Raw genomic sequence first — 18,722 nt, forward strand, 5'->3', positions numbered from 1 at the left:
CGGGAGAGTGGGGCGGTGACTGTGGGAGCTACAGTCGGGCATGCCCCACGGAAGGCGAGCCGCCCGGTGACAGCGGTGCGACAGGAGCCGGATCCCCCGCCCCAGGACGATCTGGCGCAACGGTTCCGCGTGGGCGACGAGACCGCCCTGCGGGAGGCGTACGACCGGTACGGCCGGGCCGTCCTGCATCTGGCCACCAGCACGCTGGCCAACCGCAGCGACGCGGAGGACGTCACCCAGGCCACCTTCGTGGCGGCCTGGCTGGGGCGGGAGACCTTCGATCCGGCCAAGGGCTCGCTGATCGGCTGGCTGCTCGGCATCGGCCGGCGCAAGGTGATCGACCGGCTGCGCGCCTCGGCCCGGGAGACCCGGGTGGTGGAGACGGTCCGGCAACTGCCCGAGCCGGCCGCCACCGGCCCGGACCCGGACACCGTGGTCGACCGGCTGGTGGTCGCCGACGAGCTGGCCCGCCTCCCCGACGACCAGCGCCGGATGCTGGAGCTGGCCTTCTACGACGACCTGACACACCAGCAGATCTCGACGGTGACCGGAGTGCCGCTGGGCACGGTCAAGAGTCACATCCGACGCGGCATGGCGAGCTTGAAGCGCAGATGGGAGGTGGACGGTGCAGCACCTGGACCACGACCGGCTGGTATTTCTGGCACTCGGTGAGAGCGAGGCGGACCACGGCGAGACCGACCACCTCGGCGCCTGCGCCACCTGCCGGGGCGAGATGGAGAACCTCCGGCACGTCGCCGGCCTCGGCGCGGCGACCCAGACCCTGCGTGACCTGCCCGATCCGCCGGAGCACATCTGGCAGGGCATCGTCGCGGAGATCAACGCCGCCGAGGAGCTGCCCTCGCTGACCGGGGCCCGCCGCCAGCAGTCCGTGCCCTCGCAGCCGGTCTCGGGCACCCCGGCCGCGTCGCCGGCCGGCGGTTCCCGTCGCCGCCGTCGCTGGCCCCGCTGGGCCACCACCGTGGTGACCGCCACGGCCGCCGCCGCGCTCGGCGTCGTCGGCACGCTCGCCGTGCTCGACCCCGGCCGGCGGGAGCCGGACCCGGCGCCCCGGCAGATCGTGCTGGCCAGCACGCCGCTGACCGCGTACGGGCAGACGCCGAAGGACGCCAACGGCGACGCGCGGGTGTTCGTCGACGGTCGACTGCACCTGCACGTGGCGAATCTCCCGGACGTTCCGGGGTATTACGAGGTCTGGCTGATCAACCCGAAGACCATGGAGATGTTCTCGGTCGGTGTGCTGCGTGACGGGTCGGGCGATGCGCTGCTCCCGTTGCCACCGAACGTCGACCTTCAGGCATACTCGGTTGTCGACGTCTCCGCCGAGCGGTACGACAACAAGCCCGCCCACTCCGGCGACAGCCTGCTGAGGGGCACCCTGACGGGCTGATCGGCGGGCCGGCTCAGCTCCCCGGCCCGCCGATCAGCTCCCTTCGCACCGGCGGTCGCCGGCTCGTCACCCGAGCCGGCGACCGAACCAGCCGAACCGTTTGTCCAGCGCCACCACGGCGGAGACCACCAGGGCGATGCCGAGGATGCGCAACCACGCGCCGATGTCGATGGGCGCCGTGCGGAAGAGCGTGTTCATCACCGGCAGGTAGGTCAGCGCCAGCTGGCCGAGGGCCTGGACCAGCACGCCGCCGATGAGCCAACGGTTGCCGAACAGCCCCAGCCGCCACGGCGAGCGGGTCAGTGAGCGGCAGCTGAACAGGTAGAACGCCTGCACCGTGACGAAGAGGTTCACCGCCGCCGTCCGCGCCTCGGGCAGTTCCGCCCCGCTGTCCAGTTCCCACTCGAACAGCCACCAGGCGCCCGCGACGAGCAGCGCGGAGACCAGCAGGATCCGGACCACCAGGGCGGCGGTGAGCAGCGGCTGCCCGGGGTCGCGCGGTGGGCGGTCCATGATCCCCGGCTCCTTCGGCTCGAAGGCGAGCGTCAGGCCGAGCGCCACCGCCGTGGTCATGTTGATCCAGAGGATCTGGCTGGGCAGGATCGGCAGCGCCGTGCCGAGCACGATCGCGACGAGGATGACCAGTCCCTCCCCGGTGTTCGTGGGCAGCGTCCAGGTGATGAACTTGGTCAGGTTGGCGAAGACGCCCCGGCCCTCTTCCACCGCCGACTCGATGGTGGCGAAGTCGTCGTCGGTGAGCACGATGTCGGCGGCCTCCTTGGCCACCTCGGTGCCGCTGCGCCCCATCGCCACCCCGATGTCGGCCTGACGCAGCGCGGGGGCGTCGTTGACGCCGTCGCCGGTCATCGCCACCACCTGACCTTCGGCCTGCAACGCCTCCACCAGCCGCAGTTTCTGCTCCGGGGACACCCGGGCGAACACCGCCGCCCGGCGTACCGCCTCCGGACGCTCCGCGTCGGAGAGCCTCGCCAGGTCCGCGCCGCTGAGCACCTCGCCCGGCCCCGGCTCGCCGGCCAGCAGACCCAGGCGTACGGCGATGGCGCTCGCGGTGACCCCGTGGTCTCCGGTGATCATCTTCACCGCGATCCCGGCCCGCCGGCACGAGGCGACCGCGGCGGCCGCGGCCTCGCGGGGCGGATCGAGCATCGCGTGCAACCCGGTGAAGATCAGCTGGCCGGGCAGCGACTCCTCCACCAGCCCGTCCTCGCCGTCGACCCGGCGCAGGGCGGTGGCGAGCACCCGCAGGCCCTGGCCGGCCAGTTCCGCGGCGGCGGCCAGCACGGCGGAGCGGTCCAGCGCGACGGTCCCGCCGTCGGCGCCGAGCGCCGCCGTGGACCACTGCACGATCCGTTCCACCGCGCCCTTGACCAGCACCACCCGAGCGCCGTCGGCCTGGTCGTGCAGGGTCGCCATGAACTGCCGCTCGGAGGTGAACGGGACGGCCGCCACCCGGGGCAGTTCGGCGGCGACCTCCTCGGCACGCAGCCCCACCTTGGCGCCCACCACGAGCATCGCCCCCTCGGTGGGGTCGCCGAGCACCGTCCACCGTCCCGCACGCTCGTCGAGGCGGGCGTCGTTGCAGGCGACACCGGCCAGCAGCGACCAGCGCAGGGCGCCACCCTCCCCGGTGGGGGCCGGGCCACCCTCCGGGTCGCGGATCTCCCCGAGCGGGGCGTAACCGCCGCCGCTGACCTCGTACCGGCCACCGACGGTCCAGAGGGCCTGCACGGTCATCTGGTTCTCGGTGAGGGTGCCGGTCTTGTCGGTGCAGACCACCGTCGTGCTGCCGAGGGTCTCCACGGCCGGCAGCCGCCGGATCACCGCCCGCCGGCGGGCCATCCGGGACACCCCGATCGCCAGCGTGATGGTCACCGCGGCCGGCAGGCCCTCGGGGATGGCCCCCACCGCCAGCGCCACCGCGGCGGTGAAGGTCTCGCCCGCCGCCTCCCCGCGGGCCAGACCGACGGCGAAGGTGACCCCCGCGAGCACCAGGATCGCCAGGGTGAGGATCCGGCTGAACCGGGCCAGCTTCGACGTCAGCGGGGTGTCGAGGACCTGCGCGGCGCCGACCAGGCGATGGATGCGGCCCAGTTCGGTCTCCGCCCCGGTCGCCACCACGATGCCGGCGCCGGAGCCGCCGGTGAGCAGGGTGCCGGAGTAGAGCACGTTGCGGCGGTCGGCCACCGGCGTCTCGTCGGGCACGGCGACCTCGTCCTTGCGGACCGGCAGGGACTCGCCGGTCAGGGCCGACTCGTCGGCGCGCAACTCGTCGGCGCGGGCCAGCCGCAGGTCGGCGGGGACCTTCTCGCCCGCCTCGACCAGCACCAGGTCGCCCGGGACGAGCTGCTCCGAGGGCACCCGCAGGTGCCGTCCGCCGCGTACCACCCGCGCCTCGGTACGCACCATCGCCCGCAACGCGTCCAGCGCCGACTCCGCCTTCGACTCCTGGAGGAAGCCGATGACGGCGTTGACCACCACCACCCCGAAGATCACCGCGGAGTCGACGTACTCGGCGAGCAGAAGGGTCACCACGCCGGCGACGAGCAGCACGTACACCAGCGGGTTCTGGAACTGCCGCAGCAGCCGGCGCAGCGTGCCGCCGCGGGCGGCGGCGGGCAGCACGTTCGGGCCGAACCGGGCCAGGCGCGCGGCGGACTCGTCGTCGGTCAGCCCACGGTCGGTGTCGGTCTCGAGCAGCAGCACGACCTCGTGCACGGCCAACGCGTGGTGACCGCCTCCGGGCGTCCTGGCCGGCATGGCGCACTCCTCGTCGCGGTTCGGGCGGGGTGCACGGGGGACCCGGTCATCGTCGCAGCTCGCGGGGGCCGTCGTGGGCCGTTCCGGCCGTGCTCGCCGAGGAGGACGCCGCACGGCGAGGGCCGGGAACCGACTGGCGGTTCCCGGCCCTCGCCGTGGCTGGTGCTCAGCTCACTTGCGCTTGCGGATCTCCTCGGCGGCCTGCGGTACGACCTTGAACAGGTCGCCCACCACGCCGAAGTCGGCCAGCTCGAAGATCGGGGCCTCGCCGTCCTTGTTCACGGCGACGATCGTCTTCGAGGTCTGCATGCCGGCCCGGTGCTGGATCGCGCCGGAGATGCCCAGCGCGACGTAGAGCTGCGGGGAGACGGTCTTGCCGGTCTGACCCACCTGGAACTGGTGCGGGTAGTAGCCCGAGTCGACGGCCGCCCGGGACGCGCCGACCGCGCCACCGAGCAGGTCGGCCAGCTCCTCGACCAGCTTGAAGTTGTCGGCGTTGCCGACACCGCGACCACCGGAGACGACCACGCCGGCCTCGGTGAGCTCGGGGCGGGAGCCCTTCTGCTCGGCGACCCGGTCGACGACCTTGGCCAGCTTGTCGGTGTCGGTGACCGACACGGTGAGCTGCTCCACGGCCGGGGTGGCCGGGGCCGGAGTCGGGTTGACCGAGTTCGGCCGGACGGTGACCAGCGGCAGGCCCTTGGTGACCTTGGACTTGACGATGGTGGAACCGGCGAAGGCGACCTGGGTCGCGGTGCCGTCGGCGGCCAGGCCGACCACGTCGGTCAGGATGCCGTTGTCCAGCTTGACGGCGAGGCGGGCGGCGATCTCCTTGCCCTCCTGCGCGGAGGCCAGCAGCACGGCCGCCGGCTGCACCCGACCGACCAGCTCGGCCAGCACGGTGGCCTTCGGGGCCACCAGGTAGCCGTCGATCTCCTCGCTCTCGGCGGCGTAGATCTTCTGCGCGCCGTACTCGCTCAGCTTGGCGCTCAGCGCCTCGGCCGCGCCGGCGCCACCGAGCACCACCGCGCTCGGGGTGCCCAGCTCGCGGGCGAGGGTGAGCATCTCCAGGGTGACCTTCTTGACGCCGAATTCCCGGGTGGCTTCGACGACGACGAGAACCTCAGACATGTCCAGACCTCTCACACGAACTTCTCGGTGGCGAGGAACTCGACCAGCTTGACGCCGCCCTCGCCCTCGTCGGTGATCTTCGCGCCGCCGGAGCGCGGCGGGCGCTTGGTGTGCTCCAGCACGGCGCTGGTCGCGCCGTCGAAGCCCACCTCGGTCGGGGCGACGCCGAGGTCGGCCAGGGAAAGCGTCTGCACCGGCTTCTTCTTGGCGGCCATGATGCCCTTGAAGGACGGGTAGCGCGGCTCGTTGATGGTGTCCCAGACGGAGACCACGGCCGGGGTCGAGGCGGTGACCACCTCGTAGCCCTCCTCGGTCTGCCGCTCGACGGTCAGCGTGGCGCCGTCGACGGTGAGCTTGCGCGCGCCGGTCAGCGCCGCCACGCCCAGCCGCTCGGCGATCATGTGCGGCATGACCTGGACGCGGCCGTCGGTCGACTCCGCGCCGCAGATCACCAGGTCCGCGTTGAGCTGCCCGAGGGCGGCGGCGAGCACCTTCGAGGTGGCCACGGCGCAGGATCCGTGCAGGGCGTCGTCCACCACGTGCACGGCCTTGTCCGGGCCCATGGAGAGCGCCTTGCGGATCGACTCGGTCGCCCGGTCCGGACCCATGGTCAGGATGGTGACCTCGCCGCCGTGCGCCTCCTTGATCTTCAACGCCTCTTCGATGGCGTACTCGTCCATCTCGTTGATGACGTTGTTCGCCGAACCGCGGTCGACGGTGTTGTCGTCAGTACGCAGGTTGCGGTCCGCGCCCGAATCGGGCACCTGCTTGACGAGTACGACGATGTTCATCGCGTTTCGACGACCCTCCTGTTTGGTGTAGCGATCACTCGCCCGGTCTCGGGCGCAGCCTGCCGCGTGACTTAACGGTCGGTCAACAACGGGCTGCTGTGCAGTTGCCCACGGCGCAATGTTACCTGCCAGTAGCATCGCCTCCCCGGCCACTCAGAGTGACACAGCTCACCGAGGCCCGCGCGCCTGTTTAAATTCTCATAAGGGAGGTGTCCGAACATGTCGGGACAGACCAACCCGCCACCGGTCGACGCGGCCGTCCGCACCGGCACCGACCCGGCCCGCTGCGGGCGCGAGGAGACGGCCGAGCCGTACCGCTGCGCCTGCGGCCGGCTGCGCGACCGCTGCGTCCGCGACACCGTCCACGCCGTCTGGACCGGACCGCACGACGACCCGACCGGGCCGCACCCGGGCGACGCCTGACCGCCGGGGCGCAGGGCAGGCCCGGACACCGTCGCGCGGACGATCGGCGCGGCGACGATCACCACGGCACGGACCGGCGAGGGGATCCGGGTACACCCCGGGGCACGCGTCTGGCCCGGCCCCCGCCTGCGCGCCCACGACGGCGTCAGGCCGGCTCCGCCAGCGCACCCCTGATCCGCTCGATCACGGCCGCCTCGGCCGGCACGACCCCCCGGTGCGCCTCGGCCACCCGGTCGGCGGCGGCCAGCACCACCCGCCGGTACACCGCCAGGTCGTCCGGGAACTTCGCCCGCAGGATGTCGACGGCCCGCCCGAGCGCCGGGAGCACGACCGCCTCGACCTCCAACGCCGAATCGCGGGGCAACTGGGGCAGCGGACCGGTGGTCAGCGCCTCCTTCACCACCCCGCTGGCGTCGTTCAACGCCCCCGAGGCCGCGACACTCTCCCGGATCATGGCGAACATGCCCGGATCGGCGTTCGACACCAGGAAGACCGCGCCGAAGGCGCCCGTCTTGAGGGTCAACCGCTCCTCGTCCGTCAACCGCTGCTCCATCATCACGGAGTGTAGACGTACGGCGTGGTGGTGGTGACCGCGACGAGTCCGAGCCGCTCCAGGATCGGTCGGCTGTCCGGCGAACAGTCCACCTGCAGCAGCGTCCGGCCACGCTGCTCGGCCAGCCGCGCCCGGTACGCCACCAGCGCCCGGTAGATGCCCCGGCGCCGCCAGGCGGGCAGGGTCGAGCCGCCCCACAGGGTGCCGAAGCCGGTGCCGGCCGGATAGCGGATCCAACCGGCGCTGACCACCGTCTCCCCCGCCTCGGCCACCACGATCGCGATCGACTGCGGGCCGGCCTCGATCTCCTTCTCGAGGCCGGTGACCAGGTGGCTGCGGTCGGAACCCCAGACCTCCTCCTCCATGACGGCGATGCGTTCCAGATCCGCGCGGGAGGTGACCTCGCGCAGGCGTACCTCGTCGGGCAGGACCGGGACGGCGCCGGCCAGCGCCGCCACCGGCCCCACCACGACGGTCTCCTGGTCCTCCGGCACGAACCCGGCGGCACGCAGCCGCTCGGCCAGGTCGGCCGGCTCGTCGTGGCCGACGAGCTTCCACTCCACCGCCTCGCCGCGCCCACGGAAGAACTCCACCTGCCGGGCGATCAGCGCGTCCAGGTCCGCGCCGGCCAGGCCGTCCAGGCTCCGGTAGGTGAGGAAGCCACGCTGGTCGAGGCCGAGGACCCGGACCAGCGGACCGTCCGAGTCCACGGTCACCCCGGCGGGCAGTGGGTCCGGAATGTCCGGACGGAGCTGAGTGTCGTAGGCGTCGCGCAGGGTCCGCGCGTCAAGATCCGTCATCCGTCCAGGCTATGTCGGGAACAAAGCGGATAATGATGGCCGTGTGGCAGGCGGTCAGACGGTGGTTCGACCCGTCGGAACTCAGGAGCGTGGGCACCACCCCCGACTACCGCTTCTCCCTGGCCAACGAACGGACCTTCCTGGCCTGGCTGCGGACCGGGCTGGCGCTGATCGCCGGCGGGTTGGCCGCCGCCCAGTTCCTGCCACCGCTGCCGCTGCGGCACCTGCGCGAGGCGATCGCGGTGGCGCTGCTGCTGCTCGGCGGCACCGTCGCGGTCCGCGCGGTGGACCACTGGGCGCGTACCGAACGGGCCATCCGGCTCGGCGAGGAGCTGCCCGTCTCCCGCTTCCCGGCCGTACTCGCCCTGCTCGTGGGGCTCGGGGCGCTGCTGCTGGTGGCGGCGGTGCTGGTGAAGGGGCTCGGCGGGCGATGACCCGGGACCCGGGGCTGCAACCGGAGCGCACCCGGCTGGCCTGGCGGCGTACCGCCCTGGCGCTCACCGCGGTGACCGTGCTGGCGATCCGGCTCGCCCTGACCGGCGACATCGCCGGCGCGCTGCTCGCGGCGGCCGTGGTGCTGCTCTGGGCGGGCGCGCTCGCCGCCTGCTGGGGTCGGGCCGCCGGCAGCGGCCCGACCCCGGTCGGTCCACGGGCCCTGCCGCTGGTCGCCCTGGCCACCGCCGGGCTGGCGCTGCTCTCGGTGCCGCTGGTGCTGCGCGGAATGTGGTGATCGCGCCCGGGTGCGCCATCATGGGGGCATGGCCCGGCTGTCCATCCTGCTCTTCCTGATCCAGATCGTCCTCGCGGTCATCGCGCTGATCAGCTGCCTCTCCGCCGATGAGGAGCGGATCCGGGCGCTGCCCCGCTTCGCCTGGGTGCTGATCATCCTGGTCTTCCCGCTGATCGGGTCGATCGCCTGGTTCCTCGCCGGCCGCCCGGCGCCCGCGGCACCCGCCGGTCCGGCCCCCACCCGGGGCGGGGGCGGACGGGTCAAGCGTCCCGTCGCACCGGACGACGACCCGGAATTCCTCAAGTCCATCGCCGAGCAGTCCCACCGCGAGGACGCGGACCTGTTCCGCCGCTGGGAGGAGGACCTGCGCCGGCGCGAGGACGACCTGCGCCGCCGCGAGGACGAACCGCCCCGCGAGGACGACCGCCCCCAGACCTAGGACCCCGGACACGCCGGCCGGGGCGAGCGGCGTGCCGCCCCGGCCCTCCGGATCACACCCGACGCCGCAGCGCCCGCACCGCCAGCGGGGCGAACACCGCGGCGATCCCGACCGCCCAGAGCACCGACTGGAGGGCGGGACCGGCGACCGGACCGCCGACCAGCAGGCCACGCAGCGCGTCGGCCAGGATGGTGACCGGGTTGATCTCCACCCAGTTCTGCAGCCAGCCCGGCATCCGGTCGGTCGGCACGAAGACGTTGCTGGTGAAGGTGAGCGGGAAGATCACCATGAAACCGAAGATCTGCACCTTGTCGGGCTCGTCCACCAGCACCCCGACCAGCACCGAGATCCAGGCCGCGGCCAGGGAGAAGGCCAACAGGAGCGCGAACGCGCCGAGCAGGCCCGGCAGCCCGTTGCCCAGCCGGAAGCCGAGGATCGCGCCGACGGAGACCAGCAGCGACACCGACCAGGCCTGCTTGACCGTGTCGGCGAGGATCCGCCCGGCCAGCGGCGCCCAGCGGGCGATCGGCAGGGCCCGCAGCCGGTCGAAGACGCCCTTGGTGAGGTCGTTGTTGAGCCCGAACCCGGTGGTCATCGTGGCGAAGAAGGCGTTCTGCACGATGATCCCGGGCAGCGCGAAGGTGAGGTACTCCCCCGGCGAGCCGGAGATCGCGGTGCCGAAGACGTACGTGAAGAGCAGCACGAACATCACCGGCTGGATGCTCAGGTCGAGCAGCTCCATCGGGTTGTGCTTGATCTGCACCAGGCTGCGCCAGGCCAGGGTCAGGGTGTGCCGCAGGCCGGCGACGACGCCGAGACGCCGGGCCGGGGCGAGCGGGGCGGTCGCGGTGGCGGTGGCGGCGGTCATGCCGGGGTCCTCTCGAGCGCGTCGGCGGGGGCGTCGTCCTCGGCCCGGTGGCCGGTGAGGGAGAGGAAGACCTCGTCCAGGCTGGAGCCGCGCAGTGCCAGCTCGGCCACCGCGACACCGGCGTCGTCGAGGCGGCGGACCACGGCGGGCAGCGCACCCGGGTCGTTCACCGGCACGGTGACGGTGTTCTGGGCGACCTCGGGGACGGTGCCGGCGACCTCGCCGGCGACGGCCACCACGGTCGACACGTCGGCCGCGTCGACCGGCCGGACGGCGAGCACCTGCCCGCCGGTCTTCGCCTTCAGCTCCTCCGGGGTGCCCTGGGCGATCACCCGGCCGTGGTCGACCACGGCGATCTCGCCGGCGAGCTGGTCGGCCTCCTCCAGGTACTGGGTGGTGAGCAGCACGGTCACCCCGTCGGCGACCAGGTTGCGCACGATGTCCCACAGTTCGTTGCGGCTGCGCGGGTCGAGACCGGTGGTCGGCTCGTCGAGGAAGAGCACCTGCGGCCGCCCCACCAGGCTGGCCGCCAGGTCGAGGCGGCGGCGCATCCCGCCGGAGTAGGTCTTCGCAGCCCGGCCGGCCGCGTCGTCGAGGTGGAAGTCGGCGAGCAGCTCGGCCGCGCGGGCCCGTGCCTCGGCCCGGCCCAGCCCGAGCAGGCGGCCGATGAGCAGCAGGTTCTCCGTGCCGGTGAGGGTCTCGTCGACCGAGGCGTACTGGCCGGTGAGGCCGATGAGCTGGCGCACCCGGTGCGGGTCGCGGCGCACGTCGTACCCGCCGACGGTGGCGTGCCCCTCGTCGGCGGTGAGCAGGGTGGCGAGCACCCGTACCGTGGTCGTCTTGCCGGCGCCGTTCGGCCCGAGCAGGCCGAACACCGTCCCGGTGGGGACCGCCAGGTCGACCCCGGCCAGGGCGGTGGTGTCGCCGAACCGGCGCACCAACCCCTCGGCGCGGATCGCGTGGGTCATGCGGAAACTCCTGTCGTCGCTGGTCGGTCACACCGTGCCCGACGGGTGTGACACTCCGTCGGCACTCGGCTGACGTTACGACGGCCGACGCCAGGATTCCGTTGATTTATGCCACGGGCCGAACCGCCGCCGCCGGTCACCCCGGCGACGGCGGCGCGGCCGTGCGGCTCAGGCCAGGTTCGACGAACGGGGGTACGCGTCCGCCGGGTCGGTCAGCACGTTGACCAGGTACGGCACCCCGGCGTCGAAGGCGCGGGCCAGGGCCGGGCCGAGGTCGGCGGCCTTCGCCACCGTCTCGCCCGCGCCGCCGAGCGCCTCGACCACCTTGTCGTAGCGCAGTTCCGGCTGGAGGTCGGCGGCGACGTCGTAGCCGTACATGGCGCGCATCGGGTGCTTCTCCAGGCCCCAGATGCCGTTGTTGCCGACCACGATGACGACCGGCAGCTGCTGCCGGACCAGGGACTCCACGTCCATCAGCGAGAAGCCGGCCGCGCCGTCGCCCATCAGCACGCAGATCTGCCGGTCCGGGTGGGTGACCCGGGCCCCCATCGCGTAGCCCATGCCGGTGCCGAGGCAGCCGTACGGGCCCGGGTCCAGCCAGGTGCCGGGCTGCGCCGGCTCCAGGTACTTCCCGGCGTACGAGACGAAGTCACCGCCGTCGCCGATGGTGATCGCGTCGGCGGCCAGCACCCGGCGCAGCTCGCCGTAGACCCGGGCCGGGCGGATCGGGTCGGTCTCGGCGGCCATCTCGGCCGCGTCGCGGGCCTTCGCCGCGTCCTCGGCGGTACGCAGCTCGGCCACCCAGTCGGCGTGGTCGGCCCGGTCGCCGCCGTACTCGGCGAACGCGGTCAGGATCAGCCGCAGGTCACCGGCGGGACTGGCGGCCGGCTGGACGTGCCCGGCGCGCTGGCCGGGGGCGTCGACGACGTGCACCACCTCGGCGTCGCCGAAGTCGCCGAAACCGAGCCGGAAGTCCAGCGGGGTGCCGACCACCACGACGACGTCGGCCCCCTTGAGGGCGACCCGGCGGGCCTTGGCGAAGGCGAGCGGGTGCTCCGGCGGCAGCGCGCCACGGCCCATGCCGTTGGTGAAGACCGGCACCTGGAGGGACTCGGCGGCGGCGCGCAGCGCGTCGACGGCGTCACCGGCGTACACGTCCGAGCCGGCGATGACGACCGGCCGGCTCGCCCCGGCGATCAGGGCGGCGGCCCGGGCGACCTCGTCCGGGTCGGCCTCGATCGGAGCCACCGGCGTCACCGGGGGCAGGTCGGCGTCGCCGACGGAGAAGACCGCCTCCAGCGGGAAGTCGAGGAAGACCGGGCCGCGGTGCGGGGTCAGCGCGGCGGTCAGGGCGGCGGTGACCGCGCGCGGGATGTCGTCGGCGCTGAACACCGTCTCGGCGTGCTTGGTCACCGGGGCGACCAGCGGCAGGTGGTCCATCTCCTGCAGGCTGCCCGAGCCCCAACGGAACTGCGGCGCCCTGCCGCCCAGCACCAGCACCGGGGATGCGTTGAAGTACGCGCTGGTCAGGCCGGAGATGCCATTGGTCACGCCAGGTCCGGCGGTGAGCACGGCGAGGCCGGGGCGCCGCTGGAGCTTGGCGACCGCCTCGGCGGCGAAGACCGCGGACTGCTCGTGGCGGACGTCGTAGATCGGGAAGTCGTTGCGGTGGGCGGCGTCGTAGAGCGGGAAGACGTGCCCGCCGGAGAGGGTGAACATCTCCCGTACGCCGTGCGCGCGCAGCGCCGCCAGCGCCAGCTCTCCGCCGTGGCCCTCGACCCGTTCCGTCATCGCCGCTCCCCTCGTCACAGATGCGGAGTCACACGCTACTGGCCGGTACGCGGGATGTGAACACTTCTCGGCTCGACGGGGTGGGGCCGGCGACCCCGAGGTCACCGGCCCCACCGAGGTCAGCGGCCGGTGAAGTCCGGCTTGCGCTTCGCCACGAACGCGGCCATGCCCTCGCGCCGGTCGTCGGTCGCGAAGAGCGCCGCGAAGAGCTGGCTCTCCCAGGCCAGACCGGAGTTGAGGTCCATCTCCAGGCCGCCGTCGACCGCCAGCTTGGCCGCGCGCAGCGCCTGCACCGGGCCGGTCAGGAACGGCGTCACCAGCTCGACCGCCGCGGCGTAGACCTCGGCCGCCGGGACCACCCGGTCGGCCAGGCCGATCCGCAGCGCCTCCTGCGCGTCGACCATCCGCCCCGACATGATCAGGTCCTTGGCGCGGGCCGGGCCGACCAGACGGGCCAGCCGCTGGGTGCCCCCCGCGCCGGGGATGATGCCCAGCTTGATCTCCGGCTGGCCGAGCTTGGCGTCCTCGGCCACGATCCGCCAGTCGCAGGCCAGCGCCAGCTCGCAGCCGCCGCCGAGGGCGTACCCGGTGATCGCCGCGACGACCGGCTTGGGGATACGCGCGATCGCGCCGAGCGCGCTGGACAGGTCGGCGGCCCGCTCCGCCATGTCCACGTAGGACATGTCGGCCATCTCCTTGATGTCCGCGCCGGCCGCGAAGACCTTCTCGCCGCCGTACACGATCACGGCGCGGACGCCCGGGTCGGCGGTGGCCGCCGCCGCCGCGGCGCGCAACTCCTCCTGCACCTGGGTGTTGAGCGCGTTCATCGGCGGCCGCTCCAGCCGGATGGTGCCGATGCCGTCCCTGGTCTCCAGCCGCACGAACTCGCTCACGCTGCCCTCACTTCCTCGTCGAAGTCGCGTGCCAACCTTACGGGCGGGCTCGTTGGGGTACATAGTCGAGGTGTCCGCCCCGCTGCCGGGAGTCCAGGGATGATCACGTACTACGACGACAGGTCGGTGCAGGTCACCTCCACCGTCCTGCGGATCGACGGGCGCAGCGTGCCGCTGGCCGAGATCGGCATGGTGTGGCACCGCCGGGGCGGCCGTTCCTGGCGGGTGCTCGCCGGTCGCGGCGCGCTCGGCGCGGCGCTGGCCGGGCCGCTGGTCGCCGCCGCGCTCGGCATCGGGCTCGCCGTCTGGCTGCACCGCAGCCCCACCGTCACCCTCGCCATCGTGGGCGCCTCGGTCCTGGTCGGGCTCGCCGTCGGCCCGCTCGCCGACTTCCTCCTCGAGTTCCTCGACCGCTCGTACGCGCGGGGCAGCCGGGAGTGGGAGATGTGGGCCCGCTGGCGCGGGCGGCCCGTCCTGCTGCTGCGCACCGGGGACGCGCTGCGCTTCGGGCAGATCTACCGGGCGGTGCAGCGGGCCATGGAGAACCGCCGGCCGGTGCCGGCGCCCGCCTCGGCGACCCGGCCACCGTCGGCTCAGAAGGGGATCGGCTCGTCGGGCAGCAGCCCCAGCCCGCGCAGCAGGCCGTAGGTGTCCTGCTCGCCCCAGAACTGGACGATCCGGCCACCGGCCAGCCGGTACATCTTGCAGCCGCTCTGCACCGTGGTCGCGCCGGTGGCGTCGTACCGGTAGGTCTGCGCGAACGACACCACCACCCGGTCATCGGCCGCGAAGAGTTCGACGATCTCCTGGTCGAGGACGGTCAGTCCGGGCGAGGAGACCGCCCGCTCGACGAAGTGCCGGCCCCGGACCGCCGTACCCGAGCCGTAGATCTCGACGTCCTCGGCGACCACCGCGGCCAGTTCGGCCAGGTCCTTGGTGACGAAGGTCCGCAGGTACCGGCGGACCGTCTCGACGTTGCGCTCCCCTTCGCCGTCCCCCATGCCGCCGATGCTAGGCCCCGCCCGCAGCCCACGCCGCCCGCAACCCACGCCGGCCGCAACCCACGTTGCCCGCAGCCCCGGCGACCCGGGCCTGGCCGACGACGGCGGATGAGGGCCGTCACCGAGTTCAGGCTGGCGGCTGGCGGCTGGCGGCTGGTCGGACGCTACAGACCTGATCGCACAGGTGGATCGCCCGTTCGACCCGCCTTGGGGAAACGGCACCGGCCCTCTTGGGCGACCGGCATCGGTCCCCTTGAGGGACCGGCACCGGGCCGCCCGGGGAACGGCACCGGCCGCTGCACCGCCTGATCCATCTGTGCCATCAGGTCTGTAGCGTCCGACCACCACATCCGCTCCCCCAGGCCGCACGCGGAGGCGTGCGGGGACACACCGGCGCACGCGGCGGTGCCGACCCGGACGTCGGCCCCGCGCCCGACCCTGGCGTCGGCCCCAGCGCGACCCGGGCCTCGACCCAAGCCGGACTCGAGCGTCGACCCCGAGCGCCGACCCCGAGCGCCGACGCCGGGGCAACCCGCCGAGAGGGGGCGGAGTTGCCTCCGGATGGTTAGGCTTAGTGATGACCCTCTATTACCGGGACGACGCGGTGCAGGTGACCTCCGAGTCGATCCGGGCCGGCGGGCACACCGTACGGATCGCGGACGTGACGTACGTCTGGCACGCGCGGGGGGCGACGACGATGGCCGTCCGGGGCCGGGTGCTGGGCCGGGGCGTGCTGGTTCTGCTGCTCTCCCTGCCGCCTCTGGTGGCGCTGGTCTGCGTGGTGTCACTGGTCTACTCGGCGCAGGACCGGGGCGACTGGAAGCTGGCGCTGGTCGTCCTGGCCGCCTGCGCCGTGGCGGCGTTGGCGCTGATCCCGTTCCTGGAGCTGCCGCTGGGCTGGCTGGACCGCTCCTACGAGCGCGGCAACCGGGTGCACGAGCTGTGGGTGCAGCACCACGGCGCGGAGGTGATGCTGGTGCGCACGCCGGACGCGCTACGGTTCGGGCAGATCTACCGGGCCGTGCAGCGCGCCGTCGAACAGCAGGGAGAACCCCGATGACCCACCGTCGCGGCGAGGCCGCCGCCCTGGCCGGGCTGCTCGCCACCGCCGGCGTCACCCACTTCGTCAAGCCCCGCTTCTACGACCCGATCGTGCCGCGCTCGCTGCCCGGGTCGGCCCGCTTCTGGACGTACGCCAGCGGGGTCGCGGAGCTGGCGGTGGCGGCGGCGGTCGCCCATCCGGCCACCCGGCGCCACGGCGCCCTGGCCGCGGCGGCCCTGTTCGCCGCGGTGTTCCCGGCGAACGTCAAGATGGCGGCGGACTGGCGGGACAAGGGCACGGCGCAACGAGCCGTCGCGTACGGCCGGCTGCCGTTGCAGGTCCCGCTGATGTGGTGGGCGTGGCGGGTGGCCCGCAGCCGGGCATAACCCGCGTGTTATTGACGAAGCGAGTTGTTGGCAGCGCGCCAATTAGGTGCTCTCCTCGATGGACAGTGGGATCCATCGATATGGGGAGGCTGTCATGTGGAGAAGATCCGCCGTCGCCGTCGCGGCGGCCCTCGCTCTGGTGCTGCCCGGCACCGCCGCCGCCGCGACGCCGCCGCCGGCCACCGCGACCGGGGTGACGAGCGCCGCCGATCCGTCCGGGCCCGGGGCCTACGCCGCCGGGTACGTCGACACCACGGTCAGCGCGTCCGGCCGCTCGTTCTCCGCCCGGATCTACTACCCGGCCACCACGGCGGGCAGCGGGCAGCCGGTTGCCGCGGGCCGGTTCCCGGCGATCGCGTTCGGCCACGGCTTCTTCCAGAGCGTGTCGAAGTACTACTCGACCCTGGGCCACCTCGCCTCGTGGGGTTTCATCGTGCTCGCCCCCACCTCGCAGGGTGGCCTCTCCCCCAACCACAGCGCCTTCGCCGACGACCTCAACGCTGCACTGACCTGGGCGGTCACCCAGGACGGCACAGCCGGGTCACGGTTCGCCGGGCACGTCCGCACCGACCGGCTCGGGCTCTCCGGGCACTCCATGGGCGGCGGGGCCAGCCTCCTCGCGGCGGCGCGCAACCCGCAGGTCGACGCGGTGGCCAACCTGGCCGCGGCGGAGACCAACCCGTCGGCGAAGGCGGCCGCCGCGACGCTCACCCTGCCGGTCCGGCTGATCGCCGGTGACCGCGACACCATCGCCGGGGTCACCGACCACCAGCGGCCGATCTACACGGCGAAGCCGCCGACCAAGCAGCTGCGGATCATCAAGGGCGGCTTCCACTGCGGCTTCATGGACAGCGGCTCGTTCTTCTGCGACAGCGGCGGCATCACCCGGGCGGCCCAACTGCCGATCAGCAAGCGGCTGCTCACCGAGTGGTTCCTGCTCTACCTCGCCGGGAACACCGGCTACGACGACGCGGTCTGGGGCACGCCGGCGCAGACCGACCCGCAGGTCAGCTTCGAGGGCGTGCGCTGAGCCCGCACCGGCCGGCGTCGGTTCCGACGCCGGCCGGCCCGGCGGGTCGCTTCGGGACGACCCGGGCGGTGGGCGACGACGCGCCGGTCAGGTCAGGTCAACGGCAGCGTGGTGGCGACCGGCCAGGCCAGCAGCACCGCGCCCACCAGGGCCGGCAGCCACCGGGGCGCACCGGCCCGGCGCAGCACCGCCGCCCAGGCCGCCTGCCAGGCGACCAGCACCGCGAAGAGCGGCACCACCAGCAGCACGAACCCGGGCGCCAGCCCCACCACGGCCGCCCCGGTCAGCGCCAGCACGGCGCTCGCGCCGACGGCCGCGTACCGCCAACTCCGCCCGCCGGTGACCAGTTCCGCGCCGGCCAGGAAGGTCAGGCAGCCGGCGGCCACCAGGGGCAGCAGCCACCACCGGGCGCCCACCGGCAGGGCCGAGGTCAGCCCGAGATGGATCGGCACGGCGACGGCGCAGACCGCGTACCCGGTCAACAGGACACCCGCCACCACGGAGCGGGCGTCGCGGCGGTGGCCGACCGGCGCCGCGGCCGGGCCGGGCAGCGGCCACCGACGGGCAGCGGCCACCAGCAGCCCGCCGGTGACCAGCAGGAAACCGGTGACGTACCCGCCCACCGCGAGCGGGAGCCGGGCGGTCGGGGCGAGCGCCGCGACGCCCACGCCGACCCCGACGGCGACCGCCGCCACCACCGGCGTCGGCGGCACCGGTCGCAGCGGTGACGGCCGCCGCCGGCCGAGCAGCAGGCCCACCAGCGGGACGAAGCCGAGCCCCGCGCCGAGCAGCAGCAACCCGGCGGACGCCGGCCGGGCGACGGGCCGCGGTGGCACCCCGCCACCACCGACCCAGGCCGCGACCTCCCGGTGGGTACGACCGGCGAAGAGCACCGAGATGTGCTCGACCCCCGGTACGACGACCAGCCGACGACCGGCCGGGTCACCCCGGCGGGCGGTGGCCTCGGCGGTGTCCCGGAAGCCGGGGAACTCCGCGCCGCCGACGATCAGCAGCAGCCCCTCCGGACGGCCGTCGGGCAGGTCGTCGCCGTCAGGCAGCGAGATGGCGACGGTGCGGGCGATGTCGGGACGGTCGGCGGCGTAGCGGGTGACCGCGCCGGCGCCCATCGAGTGTCCGACCAGGACGATCCGGGCCGGGTCGACGTCGGGCAGGGTACGCAGGTGGGCGACGGCGACGTCCAGGTCACGCGCCAGGGCGGCCCGCGAGTCGGTGGCGTCCTGTCCCGCGCCGGGCAACCGGGCCGGGTTGGCGCCGTGCCCGGCGAAGTCGAGCAGCAGGGCGACGGCGCCCTGCCGCGCCACCGTGTCGGCGAGCGGGCGCATCAGCCGGGCCGACCCGGCGAAACCGTGGGCGATCACCACGCCCGGCCGTCGGCCCTCGGCCGGCCCGGCGCGGACCTCGGTCAACGGCACCCCGTCGACGGTGACCTGCCGGGTGGTCGACCCCGCGCCGGCGCGGACCAGCCCGACCGCGCCGAGGAGGACGGCCAGCACTGCCAGCAGCGTGAGCAGGACGGTCCGGCGGGTGGCCGGGGCGACGCCGGAGGGGCGGACCGACATGCCGGGTACGGTACCGGCCGGTCCCGCCGTCCCGCAGCGTCCGCTCCGCGCCCTGCCGGTGGGCGCGGAGCGTGACCAGGCCCGCCCCGTCCCCACCCGGCGCTGCTGGC

Annotated in this window: 21 protein-coding genes; 10 read left to right on the forward strand and 11 right to left on the reverse strand. The window is 73.8% G+C overall.

The features are described from left to right. The first annotated feature begins 66 nt into the window (after window positions 1–66). Window positions 67–672 (forward strand): RNA polymerase sigma factor, encoded by a 606-nt coding sequence (locus tag ACPFP2_RS03410; protein WP_424085975.1) that lies wholly within the window; start codon window positions 67–69, stop codon window positions 670–672. Next, a complete protein-coding gene (locus ACPFP2_RS03415; RefSeq protein WP_424085977.1) occupies window positions 626–1,408 on the forward strand; it encodes an anti-sigma factor in 783 nt (260 codons plus the stop codon). Before ACPFP2_RS03410 ends, ACPFP2_RS03415 begins: the two co-directional genes overlap by 47 nt. Before the next feature lie 66 nt (window positions 1,409–1,474). Here the strand turns inward: ACPFP2_RS03415 and ACPFP2_RS03420 are convergent, their stop codons facing one another. The 3 genes from ACPFP2_RS03420 to ACPFP2_RS03430 all read right to left on the reverse strand — a co-directional run bounded on the left by ACPFP2_RS03420 (window position 1,475) and on the right by ACPFP2_RS03430 (window position 6,108). Then, window positions 1,475–4,186, reverse strand: a complete 2,712-nt coding sequence (locus ACPFP2_RS03420) for an HAD-IC family P-type ATPase (RefSeq protein WP_424085979.1) — start codon at window positions 4,184–4,186, stop codon at window positions 1,475–1,477. A gap of 171 nt (window positions 4,187–4,357) precedes the next feature. Continuing rightward, on the reverse strand, window positions 4,358–5,317 hold the full coding sequence (locus tag ACPFP2_RS03425) for an electron transfer flavoprotein subunit alpha/FixB family protein (protein WP_424085981.1): 960 nt from the start codon (window positions 5,315–5,317) through the stop codon (window positions 4,358–4,360). Between the two features lie 11 nt (window positions 5,318–5,328). Then, window positions 5,329–6,108, reverse strand: coding sequence for an electron transfer flavoprotein subunit beta/FixA family protein (locus ACPFP2_RS03430; RefSeq protein ID WP_424085983.1), 780 nt, complete (start codon window positions 6,106–6,108; stop codon window positions 5,329–5,331). Between the two features lie 219 nt (window positions 6,109–6,327). On the opposite strand from ACPFP2_RS03430, the gene ACPFP2_RS03435 reads away from it, so the two are divergent. Beyond that, window positions 6,328–6,531 (forward strand): hypothetical protein, encoded by a 204-nt coding sequence (locus ACPFP2_RS03435; protein WP_424085985.1) that lies wholly within the window; start codon window positions 6,328–6,330, stop codon window positions 6,529–6,531. Window positions 6,532–6,676: 145 nt separating this feature from the next. Here ACPFP2_RS03435 and ACPFP2_RS03440 read toward each other — a convergent pair whose 3' ends face one another. Both ACPFP2_RS03440 and ACPFP2_RS03445 read right to left on the reverse strand, forming a co-directional pair. Further along, entirely contained in the window at window positions 6,677–7,084 is a 408-nt protein-coding gene (locus ACPFP2_RS03440; protein WP_424085987.1) for a hypothetical protein, read from the reverse strand. 2 nt (window positions 7,085–7,086) lie between these two features. Beyond that, window positions 7,087–7,884, reverse strand: coding sequence for a GNAT family N-acetyltransferase (locus ACPFP2_RS03445; RefSeq protein ID WP_424085989.1), 798 nt, complete (start codon window positions 7,882–7,884; stop codon window positions 7,087–7,089). 35 nt (window positions 7,885–7,919) lie between these two features. Here ACPFP2_RS03445 and ACPFP2_RS03450 point away from each other — a divergent pair, with 35 nt between their 5' ends. Genes ACPFP2_RS03450 through ACPFP2_RS03460 form a run of 3 tightly spaced genes read left to right on the forward strand, consistent with a single transcriptional unit; the run spans window position 7,920 to window position 9,053 of the window. Continuing rightward, window positions 7,920–8,318, forward strand: a complete 399-nt coding sequence (locus tag ACPFP2_RS03450) for a YidH family protein (RefSeq protein WP_424086326.1) — start codon at window positions 7,920–7,922, stop codon at window positions 8,316–8,318. Further along, window positions 8,315–8,614, forward strand: a complete 300-nt coding sequence (locus ACPFP2_RS03455; protein WP_424085991.1) for a DUF202 domain-containing protein — start codon at window positions 8,315–8,317, stop codon at window positions 8,612–8,614. Before ACPFP2_RS03450 ends, ACPFP2_RS03455 begins: the two co-directional genes overlap by 4 nt. Window positions 8,615–8,642: 28 nt before the next feature. Next, window positions 8,643–9,053 (forward strand): PLD nuclease N-terminal domain-containing protein, encoded by a 411-nt coding sequence (locus ACPFP2_RS03460; protein WP_424085993.1) that lies wholly within the window; start codon window positions 8,643–8,645, stop codon window positions 9,051–9,053. A 52-nt stretch (window positions 9,054–9,105) separates the two neighbouring features. On the opposite strand, the gene ACPFP2_RS03465 is transcribed toward ACPFP2_RS03460, so the two are convergent. The 4 genes from ACPFP2_RS03465 to ACPFP2_RS03480 all read right to left on the reverse strand — a co-directional run bounded on the left by ACPFP2_RS03465 (window position 9,106) and on the right by ACPFP2_RS03480 (window position 13,573). Beyond that, on the reverse strand, window positions 9,106–9,921 hold the full coding sequence (locus tag ACPFP2_RS03465) for an ABC transporter permease (protein ID WP_424085995.1): 816 nt from the start codon (window positions 9,919–9,921) through the stop codon (window positions 9,106–9,108). Next, entirely contained in the window at window positions 9,918–10,889 is a 972-nt protein-coding gene (locus tag ACPFP2_RS03470) for an ATP-binding cassette domain-containing protein (RefSeq protein ID WP_424085997.1), read from the reverse strand. Before ACPFP2_RS03470 ends, ACPFP2_RS03465 begins: the two co-directional genes overlap by 4 nt. Window positions 10,890–11,057: 168 nt before the next feature. After that, window positions 11,058–12,680 carry an acetolactate synthase gene (locus ACPFP2_RS03475; RefSeq protein ID WP_424085999.1) on the reverse strand — a complete coding sequence of 541 codons (1,623 nt, stop codon included), beginning with the start codon at window positions 12,678–12,680 and terminating at the stop codon, window positions 11,058–11,060. Between the two features lie 119 nt (window positions 12,681–12,799). Continuing rightward, window positions 12,800–13,573: an enoyl-CoA hydratase-related protein gene (locus tag ACPFP2_RS03480; protein ID WP_424086001.1), complete on the reverse strand. Its 774-nt coding sequence runs from the start codon at window positions 13,571–13,573 to the stop codon at window positions 12,800–12,802. Between the two features lie 99 nt (window positions 13,574–13,672). Here ACPFP2_RS03480 and ACPFP2_RS03485 point away from each other — a divergent pair, with 99 nt between their 5' ends. Next, window positions 13,673–14,221: a DUF6232 family protein gene (locus ACPFP2_RS03485; protein ID WP_424086003.1), complete on the forward strand. Its 549-nt coding sequence runs from the start codon at window positions 13,673–13,675 to the stop codon at window positions 14,219–14,221. On the opposite strand, the gene ACPFP2_RS03490 is transcribed toward ACPFP2_RS03485, so the two are convergent. Beyond that, the gene (locus ACPFP2_RS03490; protein ID WP_424086005.1) at window positions 14,167–14,574 is read right to left on the reverse strand and encodes a nuclear transport factor 2 family protein; all 408 of its coding nucleotides are present in this window, start codon (window positions 14,572–14,574) and stop codon (window positions 14,167–14,169) included. The two genes, ACPFP2_RS03485 and ACPFP2_RS03490, sit on opposite strands and share 55 nt — an antisense overlap. Window positions 14,575–15,151: 577 nt before the next feature. Here ACPFP2_RS03490 and ACPFP2_RS03495 point away from each other — a divergent pair. From ACPFP2_RS03495 to ACPFP2_RS03505, 3 genes are all read left to right on the forward strand, one after another. Next, entirely contained in the window at window positions 15,152–15,634 is a 483-nt protein-coding gene (locus ACPFP2_RS03495; protein WP_424086007.1) for a DUF6232 family protein, read from the forward strand. Further along, the gene (locus ACPFP2_RS03500) at window positions 15,631–16,002 is read left to right on the forward strand and encodes a hypothetical protein (protein WP_424086009.1); all 372 of its coding nucleotides are present in this window, start codon (window positions 15,631–15,633) and stop codon (window positions 16,000–16,002) included. The genes ACPFP2_RS03495 and ACPFP2_RS03500 overlap by 4 nt, the downstream gene beginning before the upstream one ends. A gap of 94 nt (window positions 16,003–16,096) precedes the next feature. Next, window positions 16,097–17,032, forward strand: coding sequence for an alpha/beta hydrolase family protein (locus ACPFP2_RS03505; RefSeq protein ID WP_424086011.1), 936 nt, complete (start codon window positions 16,097–16,099; stop codon window positions 17,030–17,032). Window positions 17,033–17,124: 92 nt separating this feature from the next. Here the strand turns inward: ACPFP2_RS03505 and ACPFP2_RS03510 are convergent, their stop codons facing one another. After that, window positions 17,125–18,612 (reverse strand): alpha/beta hydrolase, encoded by a 1,488-nt coding sequence (locus ACPFP2_RS03510; protein ID WP_424086013.1) that lies wholly within the window; start codon window positions 18,610–18,612, stop codon window positions 17,125–17,127. Window positions 18,613–18,722: the final 110 nt, after the last annotated feature.

The organism is Micromonospora citrea (assembly GCF_049629545.1).
In the GTDB taxonomy this organism is placed as follows: domain Bacteria; phylum Actinomycetota; class Actinomycetes; order Mycobacteriales; family Micromonosporaceae; genus Micromonospora; species Micromonospora citrea_A.